Annotated in this window: 16 protein-coding genes; 6 read left to right on the top strand and 10 right to left on the bottom strand. The window is 66.7% G+C overall.

The window, feature by feature from the left end; genetic code table 11:
* The first annotated feature begins 21 nt into the window (after nt 1-21).
* Genes DEF76_RS04310 through DEF76_RS04300 form a run of 3 tightly spaced genes read left to right on the top strand, consistent with a single transcriptional unit; the run spans nt 22 to nt 2,669 of the window.
* The gene (locus DEF76_RS04310; RefSeq protein WP_114911274.1) at nt 22-627 is read left to right on the top strand and encodes a MarR family winged helix-turn-helix transcriptional regulator; all 606 of its coding nucleotides are present in this window, start codon (nt 22-24) and stop codon (nt 625-627) included.
* Nucleotides 605-1,333 (top strand): response regulator, encoded by a 729-nt coding sequence (locus tag DEF76_RS04305; protein WP_114911273.1) that lies wholly within the window; start codon nt 605-607, stop codon nt 1,331-1,333. The genes DEF76_RS04310 and DEF76_RS04305 overlap by 23 nt, the downstream gene beginning before the upstream one ends.
* 1 nt (nt 1,334) lies before the next feature.
* The gene (locus DEF76_RS04300) at nt 1,335-2,669 is read left to right on the top strand and encodes an ATP-binding protein (RefSeq protein WP_114911272.1); all 1,335 of its coding nucleotides are present in this window, start codon (nt 1,335-1,337) and stop codon (nt 2,667-2,669) included.
* Nucleotides 2,670-2,775: 106 nt separating this feature from the next.
* Here DEF76_RS04300 and hpnK read toward each other — a convergent pair whose 3' ends face one another.
* The 3 genes from hpnK to DEF76_RS04285 all read right to left on the bottom strand — a co-directional run bounded on the left by hpnK (nt 2,776) and on the right by DEF76_RS04285 (nt 4,654).
* Nucleotides 2,776-3,615, bottom strand: a complete 840-nt coding sequence (gene hpnK / locus DEF76_RS04295) for a hopanoid biosynthesis-associated protein HpnK (protein WP_114911271.1) — start codon at nt 3,613-3,615, stop codon at nt 2,776-2,778.
* The gene (gene dksA / locus DEF76_RS04290; protein ID WP_205216172.1) at nt 3,611-4,024 is read right to left on the bottom strand and encodes an RNA polymerase-binding protein DksA; all 414 of its coding nucleotides are present in this window, start codon (nt 4,022-4,024) and stop codon (nt 3,611-3,613) included. The genes hpnK and dksA overlap by 5 nt, the downstream gene beginning before the upstream one ends.
* Nucleotides 4,025-4,192: 168 nt before the next feature.
* A complete protein-coding gene (locus tag DEF76_RS04285; protein ID WP_114911269.1) occupies nt 4,193-4,654 on the bottom strand; it encodes a flagellar assembly protein FliX in 462 nt (153 codons plus the stop codon).
* A gap of 300 nt (nt 4,655-4,954) precedes the next feature.
* Between DEF76_RS04285 and DEF76_RS04280 the strand changes: the two genes are divergently transcribed.
* Genes DEF76_RS04280 through DEF76_RS04270 form a run of 3 tightly spaced genes read left to right on the top strand, consistent with a single transcriptional unit; the run spans nt 4,955 to nt 6,776 of the window.
* Nucleotides 4,955-5,998, top strand: coding sequence for a flagellar basal body P-ring protein FlgI (locus DEF76_RS04280; protein WP_114913652.1), 1,044 nt, complete (start codon nt 4,955-4,957; stop codon nt 5,996-5,998).
* Nucleotides 5,998-6,375 (top strand): rod-binding protein, encoded by a 378-nt coding sequence (locus DEF76_RS04275; protein ID WP_114911268.1) that lies wholly within the window; start codon nt 5,998-6,000, stop codon nt 6,373-6,375. The genes DEF76_RS04280 and DEF76_RS04275 overlap by 1 nt, the downstream gene beginning before the upstream one ends.
* The gene (locus DEF76_RS04270) at nt 6,372-6,776 is read left to right on the top strand and encodes a hypothetical protein (RefSeq protein WP_114911267.1); all 405 of its coding nucleotides are present in this window, start codon (nt 6,372-6,374) and stop codon (nt 6,774-6,776) included. Before DEF76_RS04275 ends, DEF76_RS04270 begins: the two co-directional genes overlap by 4 nt.
* Nucleotides 6,777-6,893: 117 nt before the next feature.
* Here DEF76_RS04270 and rpmG read toward each other — a convergent pair whose 3' ends face one another.
* From rpmG to argH, 7 genes are all read right to left on the bottom strand, one after another.
* Nucleotides 6,894-7,061, bottom strand: coding sequence for a 50S ribosomal protein L33 (gene rpmG, locus DEF76_RS04265; protein WP_114911266.1), 168 nt, complete (start codon nt 7,059-7,061; stop codon nt 6,894-6,896).
* Nucleotides 7,062-7,223: 162 nt separating this feature from the next.
* Entirely contained in the window at nt 7,224-9,881 is a 2,658-nt protein-coding gene (locus DEF76_RS04260) for a DUF4175 domain-containing protein (protein WP_162800475.1), read from the bottom strand.
* Complete coding sequence (gene lysA / locus DEF76_RS04255; RefSeq protein WP_114911264.1) at nt 9,878-11,209, bottom strand: diaminopimelate decarboxylase; 1,332 nt, start codon at nt 11,207-11,209, stop codon at nt 9,878-9,880. The genes DEF76_RS04260 and lysA overlap by 4 nt, the downstream gene beginning before the upstream one ends.
* Before the next feature lie 4 nt (nt 11,210-11,213).
* On the bottom strand, nt 11,214-12,224 hold the full coding sequence (locus DEF76_RS04250) for a ParA family protein (protein WP_114911263.1): 1,011 nt from the start codon (nt 12,222-12,224) through the stop codon (nt 11,214-11,216).
* Entirely contained in the window at nt 12,221-13,408 is a 1,188-nt protein-coding gene (locus DEF76_RS04245) for an ATP-binding protein (protein WP_205216104.1), read from the bottom strand. Before DEF76_RS04245 ends, DEF76_RS04250 begins: the two co-directional genes overlap by 4 nt.
* 16 nt (nt 13,409-13,424) lie before the next feature.
* Nucleotides 13,425-13,568, bottom strand: coding sequence for a hypothetical protein (locus tag DEF76_RS19650; protein WP_205216103.1), 144 nt, complete (start codon nt 13,566-13,568; stop codon nt 13,425-13,427).
* The gene (gene argH, locus DEF76_RS04240; RefSeq protein WP_114913650.1) at nt 13,565-15,004 is read right to left on the bottom strand and encodes an argininosuccinate lyase; all 1,440 of its coding nucleotides are present in this window, start codon (nt 15,002-15,004) and stop codon (nt 13,565-13,567) included. The genes DEF76_RS19650 and argH overlap by 4 nt, the downstream gene beginning before the upstream one ends.
* Nucleotides 15,005-15,014: the final 10 nt, after the last annotated feature.

The following is a 15,014-nucleotide window of genomic DNA, read 5'->3' as shown; positions in this document are numbered from 1 at the left end:
GTCATCACAGGAACGCCGCTCATGCCAGATCCGTTGAGCACATTCGCCGAGGCCAAGCCGGCCGCCCCCTCGCCCTCGGATCCGCGGCCGGGCGCTGGTGCCGATCTCTTGTTCCTGCGCGAGGAGCAGATCCGGGTGACGCAGGAGATGCTGTTCTTCGCCTATCGCGACATCACCGCCGCGGCGGATGCGATCCTCGCCGAACTCAATCTCGGCCGCGCCCATCACCGCGCCCTGCTTTTCATCGGCCGCAATCCCGGGATCAGCGTCGGCGATCTGCTGGCGATCCTGCAAATCACCAAACAAAGTCTGGCCCGCGTGCTGACGCCGCTGATCGCCGGTGGCTATGTGCGCCAGGAAGCCGGCCATAGTGACCGCCGCCAGCGACTTTTGTTCCTCACCGAGCAGGGCAGTGCCCTCGAGCGCAGCCTGTTTGAACGCCAGCGCGAGCGCCTGGTCGCCGCCTATCGTGAAGCCGGCAGCGCTGCGGTCGAGGGCTTCCGGCGGGTGCTGCGCGGCATCATGAACGAGACGGCGCGGAACTATATCACGCGCGGCAAAGCGGTTTCCGGGCGCAGCGCGCGGGCGGAAGCGGCGCGCGAGGATGCGGGCGCGGGCAAGCCTTGAGCGGAGGCGAGCTGGGGTGAGCGAGGATAATCACATCCTGATCGTCGATGACGATGTTCGGCTGCGCGCTCTCCTGTCACGATTCTTGAGCGAGCGCGGCTTTCGTGTCACCGTTGCCGAAACCGCCGCCGAAGCGCGCGACCGCTTACGCTTCATGCAGCCCGATCTGATCGTGCTCGATGTCATGATGTCGGGCGAGTCGGGGATCGCGTTGATCACCCGCTTGCGGAAGGAGGGTCTCACAACGCCCGTGCTTCTCCTCACCGCCCGCGGCGCGCCGGAGGACCGTATCGCCGGCTTCGAGGCCGGCGCCGATGATTATCTGCCCAAGCCCTTCGCCCCCGACGAATTGGTGCTCAGGATTCGCGCGATCCTCCGCCGCGCCGCGGCGCCCGCGCCGCCACCGGGGCCGGTGCCCCTCGGCAGCGCCGTTTTCGATCCCGAACGCGGCGAATTGCGCGGCCCCGACGGGATCCGGCGCCTCACTGGCGGCGAACTCGCCCTCCTCACCGCCCTCGCCCAACGTCCCGGCGCCGTCCTGTCACGGGAAGAAATCGCCGCCGCCCTCGCCATGGACGATACCAGCGAACGCGCGATCGACGTCCAGGTGACACGGCTGCGGCGCAAGATCGAGGCCGACCCGCGTGAGCCGCGCTTTCTCCATACCGTGCGCGGCCGTGGCTATGTGCTGAAACCCGGGCCGTGACATGCGTTTCGCGACCCGGTTTCCCGGCCGTTTCCTCAAGCGCGTCCTGCCCCGTTCGCTGCTCGGGCGCAGCCTTCTCATCATCCTGTTGCCGCTCGTGCTCGTTCAGGTGGTGGCGCTGCAGATTTTTTACGGCAACCACCTCGAGCTGATCTCCCGCCGCTTCGCCGGCGCGGTAGCCGGCGAGATCGGCTTCACCCTCGATCTCCTCCGCCGCACCCCCGACCCCGCCGAGCGGCAATGGATTCTGGACGAAGCGCGCGCGGAATTCGAATTCGCCATGCGCATCCACCCAGGCGCCCGGCTCACCACCAACAAGAGCCGTAACATCCCGGGGCCGATGGATGACGATCTCGCCGAAGCCTTGCGCGAGAAAATCGGCCTCCCCTTCCGCATGGACTGGACGTCCGATCCGCAATCGGTGCTGGTCGAGGTGCAGTTCTGGGATGGCGTGCTCGAGGTCGAGGCCCCGCGCAAGCGGCTTTACACCAGCACCATCTATCTTTTCGTGCTCTGGCTGGTGGGCTCGGCGATTCTGCTGTTTTCCATCGCAGCCCTGTTCATGCGCAATCAGGTCCGCGCCATCCGCCGCCTCGCGCGCGCCGCCGAGGCCTTCGGCATGGGGCGCGATGTCGGGCCGATCAAGCCCGAGGGCGCCGCCGAGGTGCGCCAGGCGGCGGCGGCCTTCAACCGCATGCAGGAGCGCATCCGCCGCTTTCTCGCCCAGCGCACCGAAATGCTCGCCGGCGTCTCGCATGATCTGCGCACGCCGCTGACCCGGCTCCGCCTCGCGCTCGCCATGCTGCCGGCCGGCGCCGCCCTCGGCCAGGACATCGCCGAAATGACCACCGATGTCGAGGAAATGGATCGCATGATCGGCGGCTATCTCGCCTTCGCCCGCGGCGAGGGCACCGAGCAGGCGCAGCCGACCGATCTCGCGGCGATGCTCGAGGACATTGCCGCGAGCACCCGCCGCGCCGGCGCTGCGATCACGCTGATCACGCCGCCGACCTTGACGCTGCCACTGCGGCCCGACGCCATGCGCCGCGCGATCACCAACCTGATCGACAATGCCCGCCGCCACGCCCGCCACGTCACCGTCACCCTGAGCACCCCGAGCAGCCGCATCGCCGCCATCGCCGTCGATGACGATGGCCCCGGCATCCCACCCGAGCGGCGTGAGAGCGTCTTCCGCCCGTTCGAAAGCGGCGCCGCCGGTGGCACCGGCCTCGGCCTCACCATCGCCCGCGACATCGCCCGCGCCCATGGCGGCGATATCTCCCTCGATACCAGCCCCCAAGGCGGGCTGCGGGCACGGATTTCGCTGCCGATTTGATCAGAAAAAAAAGGTGTTCTTTTTTGAAAAAAAGAACCAAAAAACGTTTGTCCGTGGGGCAGTGCCTGCGGCACTGCCCGCTCTGAGACAACGGAAAGAAAGTCTTTTAGAGATCCCGCGCCGCAGCGCTATAGGTCGTGCGCACGGGCAGGGCGGCGGCGAGTTCGGGATCCCGAAGCGCCTGAAATTCCGCCTCATGCTCATACTCTGGCATCAGAGCAACCAGCGCGGGATCACGCCACGCCGCCGGATGGAAATATATCTCGCTTAGGCCCTCAGGCAGATGCGGCGCCAGCCGCTGGAGACGCGATGCGGTCATGTGACCGCTCCACGCGATACCGAAAGCATGGTCATTGACCATGAGCCCGGCGCGGCGCGCCATTCGGCGCAGAACCCGGCTCCAGGCATAAAGCGCGTGACCGCCGATCCCAAGCGGCGTGCCGGCGGCGGCGAGCACGGCGGGCGGCTCGGCCGGGACGCGCAGCGCACGGAGGCCGAAGCGGCCTCCGATCTCGATCATCATTCGGGCGACGCCGGGATGAAGATGCATGTGCTTATGCGCGTTCGCATGATCGAGCGCGAGCCCGGTCGCAGCAAAAGCGGCGAATTGCGCCGCGATCTCGTCAGCGAGCTGACGGTAGAGAACGGGGCGGAAACTATAAGCGAAGCCCCGCCGCGCCTGGTCTGCGCCAAACCGGCCAGTGGCATCGAGAAGATCGGGAATGGCGGCGCGCGGCAGCACCGCCGGCCCATCGACGAGCACCAGATGCAGGCCAACCGCGAGATCGGGAAGGCGCCGCGCCCGCCGCACCGCATCCGCTGCCGCCGGCGCCGCCACCATCAGACTGGCGCTGGTCAGAATGCCATCGCGGTGCGCCGCCTCGACGGCCTCGTTGACGGCCTCCGAAAGGCCGAAATCATCCGCCGAGACGATGACCCGCTTAATCGTCGCGATAGACGCGCTCCATCCGTTCGTGGCGTTCCTGAGCTTCGATCGAAAGGGTCGCGATCGGTCGTGCTTCGAGGCGTTTCAGCCCGATCGGCTCGTCGGTTTCCTCGCAATAGCCATAGGTGCCACTATCGATGCGGGCGAGGGCCTGGTCGATCTTGGCGATGAGCTTGCGGGCCCGGTCACGGGTGCGAAGCTCAAGCGCCCGATCGGTCTCGACGCTGGCGCGATCCGTAATATCGGGTTCGTGAATCCCGCCCTGCGACAAGCTGACCAAAGTACCATCGGCTTCGCGTAATAAATCAGCGCGCCAACGGATCAATTTTTGGCGGAAATACTCCACCTGCAGAGGATTCATGAACGGTTCATCCTCCGACGGGCGGTAATCGGGTGGCAACGTCACCATCATCTTCGCCGTCCTGCTCTCGTTTCTTCTCCAGGCCGGAAAAGAATGCCGGCCTGCCCTTGGCGAGGCAAACGGCTTATAGCCGCGTCGGATGGGCGCGCCAAGGGGAAAGCGTGGCCGCCGCCGGCATCCGACGCGTTTCTTCAACGAATTGACATAAAACGACAATCACGGCGCCCGACGATCCCTGTCGGGCAACACGCGGGCGCTGCGAGCATGGCGCGCCAATTCCACCCTGGCGCGCAGAACCACCGCCGCGACGGCGGCGCGAAGCGCGGGATCGCGCGCCTCTCCTGGGTTCATCTCCGCCAAAGCGGCAAGGCGGGCGAGCACCGCGGTCTTTTCGCCGCCGTTCTCGCCAGGGGGCGCAAGCAAGGCGCGCTGCAAGGCCGCGAGTTCTTCGAGGAGGTCGCGGCCGTGGCGGCGCGCCTTTTGGTCGGCGGCGCCCTCATCGCCCGCCTCCTGCAACAGCAAAATCGCCTCGAGGCCGCCGATCGCGGCACTGGCCGCCGGGGCCGCGGTTTCCGCGGCGGCGTCACTCGAGACCGCGAAGCGAAGCTTGCTCGAAGCCTTGCGCGGCGCCGTCTCGCGTACCCCGCCGGGGCCGAAGGGACCAATAATGCCGATCATCGTCGCGGCTCCTTTTTCCCGGACAACTCTGCCGCCCGGCAAATCCTGCCGGCGGGTTCGACCGCCCAAGCCCCGGCGGCGGGCGGATTTGTCCACCCCCCGCCCTGGCACGGGACTTGCGATATCCCGTCCGCCATCCCGTCTCCGGCCAGCGTTGCCGCCCGGTATACGTCTAGCGGAGAAAAGAATGGCAGGGAATTCTTGACGTCTCGCTACTTTCGGGGACCGGTCGTGTTGCGCCCTTTCGTCTGTTGCCTGTTTGCCTTCGGCGTTTTGTTCGGCCCGGCGCTCGCCCCGGCGATGGCGCAGATCCGCATCAAGGACATCGCCGATGTCGAGGGCGTGCGCCAGAACCAGCTCGTCGGCTATGGCCTCGTCGTCGGGCTGAACGGCACCGGTGACCGGCTGATGAGCGCGATCTTCACCCGCCAATCGCTGATCGGCATGTTGGAGCGGCTCGGCGTCAACACCATGGACCAGGCCCAGAATCTTTCCACCAAGAACATCGCCGCGGTGATGGTGACCGCCGAACTCCCGGCTTTTGCGCGCAATGGCAACCGCATCGACGTCACCGTCTCCTCGCTCGGTGACGCAACCGACCTGATGGGCGGGACGTTGATGGTAACCCCGCTGCTCGGCGCCGATGGCGAGGTCTATGCCGTCGCCCAGGGGGCGATTTCGACCGGTGCGATCTCGGCGAAAGGCTCAGCGCAGACAGTGACACGCGGGGTGCCGACCACCGGACGCATCCCCAACGGCGCGATGGTCGAGCGTGAGGTGCCGTTCTCGCTCGCGAGCCTGCAGATTCTGCATCTCGGTCTGCGCAACCCCGATCTCACCACCGCCGAGCGGATGGCGAGTGTGGTCAACAAGGCGCTCGGCAGCCAGCTCGCCTCCGTCACCGACCCGCGCACCATCGCCGTCGATCTCCATGGCCGCGACGTCGTTTCGACACTGGCGCGGATCGAGAATCTGCATGTCGAACCCGATCAGCCAGCCACCGTGGTGGTGGACGAGGCGACCGGCACCATCGTCATGGGCGCCGATGTGCGCATCAGCACCGTCGCCATCGCCCAGGGCAACCTCACCATCCGCATCACCGAAACGCCACAGGTGAGCCAGCCCGGCGCCTTCTCCGGTGGCCAGACCGTCGTCGTGCCGCGCACCAACATCCAGGTGGACGACCAGAGAAACCGCAAGCTCGGTATCCTGCAATCAGGGACGACGCTGCAGGAGGTGGTTTCGGCGCTCAATTCCCTCGGCATCGGCCCGCGCGACATGATCACCATTCTCGAGGCGATCAAATCGGCCGGCGCCCTGCAAGCCGACCTCGAGGTGCACTGATGGCCGGCGCCCTCCTGCCGCCGGTGAGCGCGATACCCCCCGAAGCGGCGGGGCTTTCGCCCGAGGTGATCAACAAGGCGTGGACGGCGGCGCATGATTTCGAGGCGATGGCGCTCGGCCGCTTTCTCGCCCCGATGTTCGATACCGTCGATCTCAGCCATTCCGCCTTCGGCGGCGGCAGCGCGGAAGAGAGCTGGAAACCGATGCTGATCGATGCCATCGGCAAGCAAATCAGCGCCGCCGGCGGGCTTGGCCTCGCCCGGCCGGTCTTCGCCGAAATGCTGCGCATGCAGGAGGCCGCGACCCACGCGGCCCTAGATGCGCCGCCACCCGCGTCATCCCGATCCTCGTCATCCAGAATGGAGAAGAGCCCATGAACCCAGATCTGATCGACGCCACCGTCTCGCTGGTCGAGATCATCGCGCAAGAGAACGACGCCCTGCGCAGCTTTGATCTCCGCCACGCCGCCTCGCTCACCGACAGCAAGGCGCGCGCCATCGAGGCTTTCATCTCGGCGCAGGCAAAGCAGGATCGCAGCAAAACGATCAGTTCGACGCAGCGCGAGGCGGTGGTCGAGATGGCGGCGCGGCTGCGCGAGCTCGTGGCGGAAAACCGCCGTCTGCTGGAGCGCGCGATCGGGGTGCAGCAGCGCGTGATCGGGGTCGTGGCGCGCGCCGCGCCGCAAGCGCTGGCGGCTAAAAACAGCCGCTACAGCCCCGATGGATCGTTGGCGGCGGCGCGCCGCATGCCGGCGGTCGCGCTTTCGGCGCGCGCTTGAGCGGGCAAAAGCCCGTTCCCGGATCGCGGCAAAACGCCGCGAACAACGCCAGCAGAACGGCTGGCGGTGAGGCTTACGAAAACAGACGGGACAACGGCGCCAAAACGGCGCCGCCGCCTACTTGATTTTCGCTTCGCGGAACGGAACGTGCTTGCGCACGACCGGATCATATTTTTTCAGCTCGAGCTTGCCGGTCTGATTGCGGGCATTTTTCTTCGTGACATAGAAATACCCGGTCTCGGCGGTAGAGACGAGCTTGATCTGAACGACGTTGGACTTGGCCATGCGATACCTCTCTCGCGCCGGAGTTGGCCCAGGATCAGGGAAAAGTCAAGCCAGCCGCAACGCCGGGACAGGGTCTGGGCCATAGGCTTGAGGGGGCACACATTGGCCGGGGCGTGATCGGTTCGCGGCCGGCATGCGTGACGATGAAATGACGGGCGCCGGTCAAAACGGCTGCAGCAGGCGGTCGATATAGCGCAGCTCTTCCGCCGGGCGTTCGCGTTCGCCGCCACGACGGCGGAGTTCGTCCTCGATGCTGCGGCTCCGCGCCTGTTCCATGGTGTCCGGCACCGCGACATCGTTCGCTTCATCGGCGCCGGCGCTCCCTTGCTCGATGGCGCGGCCGAGCGGGTCGTGGCGCAGCCTGCGGGAATGGCCGGTGCCGTTGGGATCGCTGCCGTCGTCGCCGCCCTGGGCCTCGCCGCCGCTTTGGCCGAGCTGGTTTTCGCCTTCGCCCTCCTCATCGGCGCTTTGGCCGCTATCGTCGCGCGTTTCCGCCTCGGCGCGCGCCAGCGCCTGGCCGCCCTTGGCGAGCGCACTCAACGCTTGCTGCTCGGCCGCCGCCGCCGCCGCGTCCTCGCCTTGGCCGAGTTCGGTGCCGGCTTGGCGCATCGCCATATCGGCTTCATTGAAATTGGCGGCGGCGTTTTGCTGATGCAGCCCAGCCGCGTCGGCGGCAGGCGCACCGCCATTCTGGCCAAGCTTGCGGCGAAGGGCCTCTAGCGCCTGGCGGAGCGCCGCCTCGCCATGTTGATCGGCCTGCTGCTCGGCGCTGGCGCGCGCGGGGTTGGAGGGCGTCGGCGCGCGCGGGACGGGCATCAGGCCGAGCGGCAGCCCACCGGGTTGGCGAAGCGGCCCGCCGGCATTGTCATCCTCCGCCTCGGCGCGCGCCTGGGCACGATCGAGCAGCGCGCCTTGTCGGCGGATGAGATCGCGGAGCGCGTCCTGTTCCGCGCGCTGCTGTTTGCGGGCGGCCTCACGGGCCGCCTCACGGGCGGCATCGCGGGGATGGGCGCGGGCGTTGCGAAGCGCCGCCAGCCGGTGCTCGATCGCCTGCATCTCGGCGCGCGCCGCGTCCATCCGGCCGGCCTCGGCGTCTTTGCGCATTTGCTCGGCCATTTGCCGGAGTTTGTCGCCATCGATCCGCTGTGCCGGCGCGGTGACGGGCGGGGCGTTTTTGGCCTCCTCGGCAAGCGCCTGGAGATGGTCGGCGAGCGCCTCCTGAAACCGCTGCATCAGGCGGTTGATCTCCTCGGGGCTGACCTTCTCACCGGCGGCGCGACGCTCAAGCGCATCGTGCAGTTTCTGACGCGCGGCCTCCAGCGCCCGCTCGGTCTCGCCGGCGTGGCCCTCCTCGAAATGCAACGCGAGCTGCCACATCCGCATCTGCGCCTCCGCGACCGCGCCCGGCGCCGGATTCAGGCGCAACAGCGCCTCGATCGCGCGATAATTGACCCAGCCGCCATAGTCGGCGCCAAACAGCGCCGTGCGCTGCGCCGAATGTTCGAGGAGTGCGATGGCGCCGAGCCGCGCGTCGGGATCGAGGCTAAGAAATTTTCGCGCGGCGATGAGCGTCTGCGCGATGGGATTGTTGAAATGGCGCTCCGGAAGGGTGACGGAGGCGGGTTCGCTCTGGGCTTCGAGCCCGGCCTCATTGCGCGCGACCAGCCGCGCCGTGACCGGCAAGCCCGCCCAAGGATGCGCGGTGAGATCGAGGATGGCGGTCGCGTGGGCGGATTTCGGGTCGGCGCCAGGAAGCGGTAGGGCGATGTCGGATGCTGGCGCCTCCGCCCGCGCGGTGAGCGAAAGACGGAGGTCGAGCGTCTTGATGCCGTATTGGTCATGCGCCTGCCACGGCACGCGCAGTTCGGGGTGCGCCGGCCCGGAAGAACGCGCACTGGCCAGGACAGGCCCCGGCGCGGCGGTGAAGGCGACATCGGGGGGCGTTGGCGGAATCAGCGTCACCGTCCACGCGCCACGCTCCGTCCAGCCTTGGCGCACCGCAACCCGCCCGCTCTCTGGGAGCGCCGCCTCGATCTGAAAACTATCGGCGTCGAGCGCCGTGAAAGCAACGCTCTGGCCGCCGATCAGGAGCCGCGGCACCGCTTTGCGGCCACTCAACGTGACCGAGAGGCGCGAACCCGCGGGCACGCTCACGGCGCTACCCGGCGGATGCAGAAAAAGCGGCGGCAGGCCGGTATAGGCCGGCGGCGTGATCCAGGCCTCGAGAAGCGGCGCCGGCCGCCCCGCGGCGAAGACGAGATCCGGGGTCACGGCGCGGCGAAGTCGCGAAGGCGCCTCTGGCCCGGCGATGACCAAAGCGGCGGCAAGGGCGACGAGAAGGGCGGCGCGCAGCGCAAAGCGGTCGTGCCGCGCGAGCCCAGGATGCGGCCAGCCGCTCCGAGGCCGCCCGATCCGCGCGCGCACGGCGTCGCGATGGGCGCGCCACAGCGCCTCGCTCGCCGCGCCGAGTGGCGCGGGCTGATCGGCGAGGGCGGCGAGCGGGCGATGGGCGAGGCCGGAGGCGCGCTCCAGCCGCCGCTCCAACGCCTCACGATCGGGCCAGACGAGACCGCGGCCACCACGCCAGAGCAGAAACCCAAGCCCGAGGGCCAGCGCCGCGAGCAGCGCCGCATGCAGCATCGGCGGCACATGCGCCGGAAGATCGAGAAGGGCCGCGACCAGCGCGAGCCCGAGCACGCCGAATGCCGGCCACAGCGCCGGCCCGAGTTGTTCGAGGACAATCACGACGCGCGCGCGGGCCCTGGCCCGGCGCAGCCCGGGAATCGCGGGCGCAGCTGGCTTGCGGCGCGGCGCCGTCACCCCGACGCCTCGATGAAAGGCGGCACGCTTTCGCCCCGCCAGAGGTCGTCCTCGCGCTGGCGCGGCCGGATCACCGCCCACTGCGCGCCGTCGATCATCGCCGCGGCGGCGAGCGGGCGCGCGTTATAGGTGGAACTCATCACCGCTCCATAGGCTCCTGCCTCCAGAATGGCGACGCGCGATCCCGGAACAAGGGGGGGGAGCGGGCGATCAGTCGCGAAACTATCGCCGCTCTCGCAGACCGGGCCGACGATATCGACCGCGATCGGCGGCGCTTTCGCGTCTTTTGCCGCAAGCGGCACGATGCCATGCCAGGCCTCATAGAGCGCCGGGCGCAGCAGATCATTCATCGCCGCATCCAACACCACGAAGGGGCGCGGCGCCGCGTTCTTGACCAGGACCACGCTGGCGAGCAAGACACCGGCCGGCCCGACCAGCCAGCGCCCGGGCTCGATCACGAGATCGAGATCGAGCCCGCCGAGGGTCGCGCGCAAGACTCCAGCGAGAACCGCGGGCGCGAGCGCGGCCTCATCGCGATAGGCGATGCCGAGACCACCGCCGCAATCAAGCCGGGTGACAGGCAAGCCGGTGGCGCGAAGATCGCGCACCAGCCCGGCGAGGCGCGTGAGCGCGGCGCGATAGGGGCCGGCCTCGGTGATCTGGCTGCCGATATGAACCGCAAGGCCGAGCGGACGAAGACCGGGAAGCCGCGCCGCCTCGGCATAAAGCGCCGGGACGGCGTCGAACGGGATGCCGAATTTATTGCCGCGGAGCCCGGTGGTGATTTTGGGATGGGTTTTCGCGTCGATATCGGGATTGACGCGGAGTACAACCGGTGCCTCCCGCCCCATGTCGCTGGCGATCGCCGAGAGCATCGCGAGTTCCTCGGCGCTTTCGACGTTGATCTGCCCGATGCCTGCGGCGAGCGCGCAGCGGAGTTCGGCCGCGGTCTTGCCGACGCCGGAAAAAATGATCCGCCCGGGCGCGATACCGGCGCGGCGTGCGCGCGCCAATTCGCCGCCGCTGACGACATCGGCGCCGGCGCCAAGCGACGCGAACAGGCGCAGCACGGCGAGATGGTCATTGGCCTTGACCGCGTAATGAATGGCCGCGAGCCCCGCGAGCGCCGCCGCCAGGGCCCGATAGCGCGCCCGCATCACGCCGGCGGCATAGACCCAGGTCGGCGTTCCGAGGCTATCGGCGATCGCATTGAGCGCCACCCCTTCGAGCAGCAACCCATCCATCGCATGGTAAGAAAATGGCGGCCGCGCGGCGATGAGGTCGGCGGGCGTGGGGTCGGGTCCGGAGAAATCGTTGTCGGCAGCCATGGCCTTAACCCTCGTCTCCCCCAGATCTTTCCAGGATTTTCCGGGTGAGCGACTGAAAATCGTCGTAGCACCCTGTCACGGCTTGCTGATGCCCGCCGAAGGCGCCATCGGCGGGGCGGAGACGGAACATCGGTTTGCGCGCTTCCTGCGCCATCGGCATGAGAGAGCGATAATCCTTGAGGGTGGCAAGGCGATTAGGGTCACTCTCGGGGTCGCTCTCGGGAGCGTCTTTCTCGTCAAGAATAAATTCTCTGTATTGCTTGGGCATACGAGTGATCCATTTCGCGTAGGCCCGCGCTGGACGGCTCTCGGTGGTCGAGAAACGCATCACGACATAGCCGATGGGCAGCATTCGGCCTTCAGGCAGAACCAGATTTTTATCAGGATTTTTTGTTTGCGCCTCGCCCCATGTATTGCGCCAGTCGCGCATGGTCGGCCCCATGTTGCGTAAACCTTGAAGGGAAAAGAGATCAGCGCCGAGCGGCACGACGACATAATCACAAGCCAACAATGCAGCGCGATTGAGGGCGCCGAGATTGGGGCCGACGTCCACAACGGCGATTTCCGCATGATGTGCGTGGCCGGCTGCCGCAATGGTACGCGCGAAAGCACTCATAACACGAAAGGCTCTCTCCTCACGATTCTGACAACGAGGCCATGCGTCCGATAACGTATCTTCAATAAGAGAAAGCTTGAGATCTCCAATCAATAATCCGATTGACTCGGAAATTGGATCAATAGGATCGAATACCATCTGAACGTGAGGCGGTCGTATGTCTCCCGTTCCTCGAAATTGTGGGGAAATTACGTCGTAAATCGTGATTTCATGATCCGGTTTATCCCAAATCTCTTCCAATCTCTCCTCGGAGAGAAACATACTGGTGAGATTCGCTTGCGGATCGAGATCAACGGCGATCACCCGGTGGTTCATCAAGGAAAGCATCCAGGCGACGTGATAGACTAGAGATGTCTTGCCGACCCCGCCCTTGTTATTGAAAAAACCTATGATTTTCATGGCCGTGCTCGCACCGTCACATGCACGAAGCTGGCTTCGATGTTGAATTCCGGCGGCGGATTGCCGTTATCCGTGAGCGCTTTTCGTGCGCGCGGAATGCCGGAGCCGAAGCGCTGGACAAACCCCATCTCTTTCGCGGCGGCGGCAAGCGCCGGGTTGCGAGCGCTGGTCAAATTCGGCTGTCCAAAATTTTCCTTCGTTACTTCGCCATAGGGCCCGCCGGGACTGAGGATTTCCACCCGGTCATCGTACCATGTCATCGTCACCGGCGCGCTAGAATTTTCATAATTGCGATGAATGACGGCGTTGCGAATGAGTTCGCGCAAGGCAAGCGCCGGATAGGATGGTCGTGTTGCCTGCGTCATGCCGCGCAAATCGGCCGGCGCGGTGATGTTGAGATCGATGATCTCATCGAGTTGGCGAAAGAGTTCAGAAAGCGGGCCGCTGATTTCCTTCTGGTCGCGCACGAGATCGCCGATCTCGGTTCCCGGATAGCGAACGAATTGAACATAGGCGCCAGGAAAAAACGCGCGCGGATTTTTGCCGCAGACGAGGAGGCCAACCGCCGTCGGCACGTCATTGGGGCCAATAAATCCAGCCGCGCGCAGCTGCTGCGCCAAGGGCCGCTGATTTTCGGCCAGAACATCGGGGGCCACGGCGGACGGCAGATATTCCTCACGGAAGCGAAGCGTATCGAGATCCGCCGTGGTGGCGCCAGGGACCGGCTGCTGGTCGAACGGCAAATTCCCCCAGCGGCGCTTCTCGGTCAGTCGCCGTTCTTCCTCCGCGGTCGCATAGCCGCGCCGCGGACCGATACGCACGCAAACCCGACCATTATACTTGAGCGGCGGATTGTCCGAAGGTGTCACTTCAACGATCGCCATCGTACAGCCATCGAGGATATGCCGCCGCACGGCGATGACGGGCGGGGGAAGAATGTTGCCATCGGTGCGAAACCCCATCAGGGTTTGCAGCATATTCTCGGAAATGTCCTGATTGGCGCAGCTTCCGTCGTCGTTCACGCCAATGAAAATGACACCCATCTCGCGGCGATCGGAAAGATCATTGGCGAGAGCGCAAATCGCCTCGCCGATTTTGGCCTTGTCCGCAAGTTGGCGCGTGCGCTCGACGTGATCCGCTTCGCCGTTTCTCAGAAGCTTGCGCAGTTGTTCATCGGACAGCATGGCGCGGCTCATTTTCTCAATAGGGCGGATAGACGCGGGGGTAGGTGATCTGGTCTTTCGGCCCCGGCGCTTGCGGCGCGCCTTTTTTGCCGCAGGCGGCGAGACCCAAGGCCAAGGCGAGGCCGAGCAGTAGCGCCCGCCGCCACGGCCGCGCCGTCATGCCAGCCGCTCCAGCCACGCTTGCGCGGCGCGCGCGACATTGTCCGGCGCAGTGCCGCCGAAGCTCACCCGCGAGGCGAGCGAGGCCTCGACGCTGAGCACCGAAAACACTTCCGCGGTGATGCGTGGCTCGACCGCTTGCATCTCCGCGAGCGTCAAATCGGCGAGATCGACGCCCTTGGCCTCGGCGCGCGCGACCAGCCGCCCGGTGATGTGATGGGCCTCGCGGAACGGGAGGTGAAGGGCGCGGACCAGCCAGTCGGCGAGATCGGTCGCGGTCGCAAAGCCGGCGCCGGCGGCCTCGCGCAGGCGCGCCGTCTCGGGGCGGAGATCGCGCACCATCCCGGCCATCGCCGCGAGCGCGAGCGAGAGCGCCCGGGCGGCGTCGAACACCGGCTCCTTGTCTTCCTGCATGTCCTTGGCATAAGCGAGCGGGAGGCCCTTCATCACCGTAAGCAGCCCCACCAGCGCGCCGGTGATGCGCCCGGTCTTGGCGCGCACCAATTCGGCGGCGTCGGGATTGCGCTTTTGCGGCATGATCGAGCTGCCGGTGGTGAAGGCGTCCGAAAGCGTGACAAAACGATACGGCGCGCTGCACCAGATGATGATCTCCTCGGCGAGGCGCGAGAGATGCATCGCCGCGATCGCGGCGGCGGCGAGGAATTCGAGCGCGAAATCGCGGTCCGAGACCGCGTCCAGCGAATTCGCCATCGGCCGGTCGAAGTCGAGGGCGGCTGCGACCATGGCGCGGTCGATCGGAAACGAGGTGCCGGCCAGCGCCGCCGCCCCGAGCGGGCATTCGTTAAGCCGGCGCCTGGCATCGGCCAGCCGGCCGCGATCACGCGCCAGCATCTCGACATAAGCGAGCAGATGATGGCCGAAGGTCACCGGCTGCGCGGTCTGGAGATGGGTGAAGCCGGGCATCGGGTCGGCGGCGTGCTTGGCGGCGCGCGTCGCCAGCGCGCGCATCAGATCGGCCATCTGCGTCTCCAGCCCGTCGATCGCATCGCGCACCCAGAGGCGGAAATCGGTCGCCACCTGGTCGTTCCTCGAACGCGCGGTATGGAGACGCTTGCCGGCCTCGCCGATCCGCTCGGTAAGCCGCGCCTCGATATTCATGTGAATGTCTTCGAGCGCGGCGGCGAAGGGAAACGTGCCGGCCTCGATCTCGGCGGCAATCGCGGCGAGCCCGGCGCGGATCGCCGCTTCGTCCTCGCCGCTGATGATCCCGACCTTGGCCAGCATCGCGGCATGGGCGAGCGAGCCCCTTATATCTTGGCGCCAGAGGGCGCGGTCGAAATCGATCGAGGCGTTGATCTCCTGCATGATCGCCGCCGGCCCGGCGGCGAAGCGTCCGCCCCATTGCTGATTGGCAGACGGCTGATCGGGGGTGGGGCGGTTGACATCCGGGCCGAGATTGGCAACCCCGGAGGTGATGGTTTCAGGC

The sequence above is a fragment of the Acidibrevibacterium fodinaquatile genome (genome assembly GCF_003352165.1).
Taxonomy (GTDB): Bacteria; Pseudomonadota; Alphaproteobacteria; order Acetobacterales; family Acetobacteraceae; genus Acidibrevibacterium; species Acidibrevibacterium fodinaquatile.
Note: the sequence above shows the minus strand (reverse complement) of the source record. Positions and strands in the feature narration are given on the sequence as shown.

Excerpts from the sequence above, each read along its gene's own strand:
- dksA (WP_205216172.1), bottom strand. The coding sequence starts at position 4,024 with ATGGTGACGTTGCCACCCGATTACCGCCCGTCGGAGGATGAACCGTTC.
- DEF76_RS04285 (WP_114911269.1), bottom strand. The coding sequence starts at position 4,654 with ATGATCGGCATTATTGGTCCCTTCGGCCCCGGCGGGGTACGCGAGACG.
- DEF76_RS04310 (WP_114911274.1), top strand. The coding sequence starts at position 22 with ATGCCAGATCCGTTGAGCACATTCGCCGAGGCCAAGCCGGCCGCCCCC.
- DEF76_RS04245 (WP_205216104.1), bottom strand. The coding sequence starts at position 13,408 with ATGCTGTCCGATGAACAACTGCGCAAGCTTCTGAGAAACGGCGAAGCG.
- DEF76_RS04270 (WP_114911267.1), top strand. The coding sequence starts at position 6,372 with ATGAACCCAGATCTGATCGACGCCACCGTCTCGCTGGTCGAGATCATC.
- DEF76_RS19650 (WP_205216103.1), bottom strand. The coding sequence starts at position 13,568 with ATGACGGCGCGGCCGTGGCGGCGGGCGCTACTGCTCGGCCTCGCCTTG.
- DEF76_RS04305 (WP_114911273.1), top strand. The coding sequence starts at position 605 with ATGCGGGCGCGGGCAAGCCTTGAGCGGAGGCGAGCTGGGGTGAGCGAG.
- lysA (WP_114911264.1), bottom strand. The coding sequence starts at position 11,209 with ATGGCTGCCGACAACGATTTCTCCGGACCCGACCCCACGCCCGCCGAC.
- DEF76_RS04300 (WP_114911272.1), top strand. The coding sequence starts at position 1,335 with ATGCGTTTCGCGACCCGGTTTCCCGGCCGTTTCCTCAAGCGCGTCCTG.
- DEF76_RS04280 (WP_114913652.1), top strand. The coding sequence starts at position 4,955 with ATGGCGCAGATCCGCATCAAGGACATCGCCGATGTCGAGGGCGTGCGC.
- DEF76_RS04250 (WP_114911263.1), bottom strand. The coding sequence starts at position 12,224 with ATGAAAATCATAGGTTTTTTCAATAACAAGGGCGGGGTCGGCAAGACA.
- rpmG (WP_114911266.1), bottom strand. The coding sequence starts at position 7,061 with ATGGCCAAGTCCAACGTCGTTCAGATCAAGCTCGTCTCTACCGCCGAG.
- DEF76_RS04275 (WP_114911268.1), top strand. The coding sequence starts at position 5,998 with ATGGCCGGCGCCCTCCTGCCGCCGGTGAGCGCGATACCCCCCGAAGCG.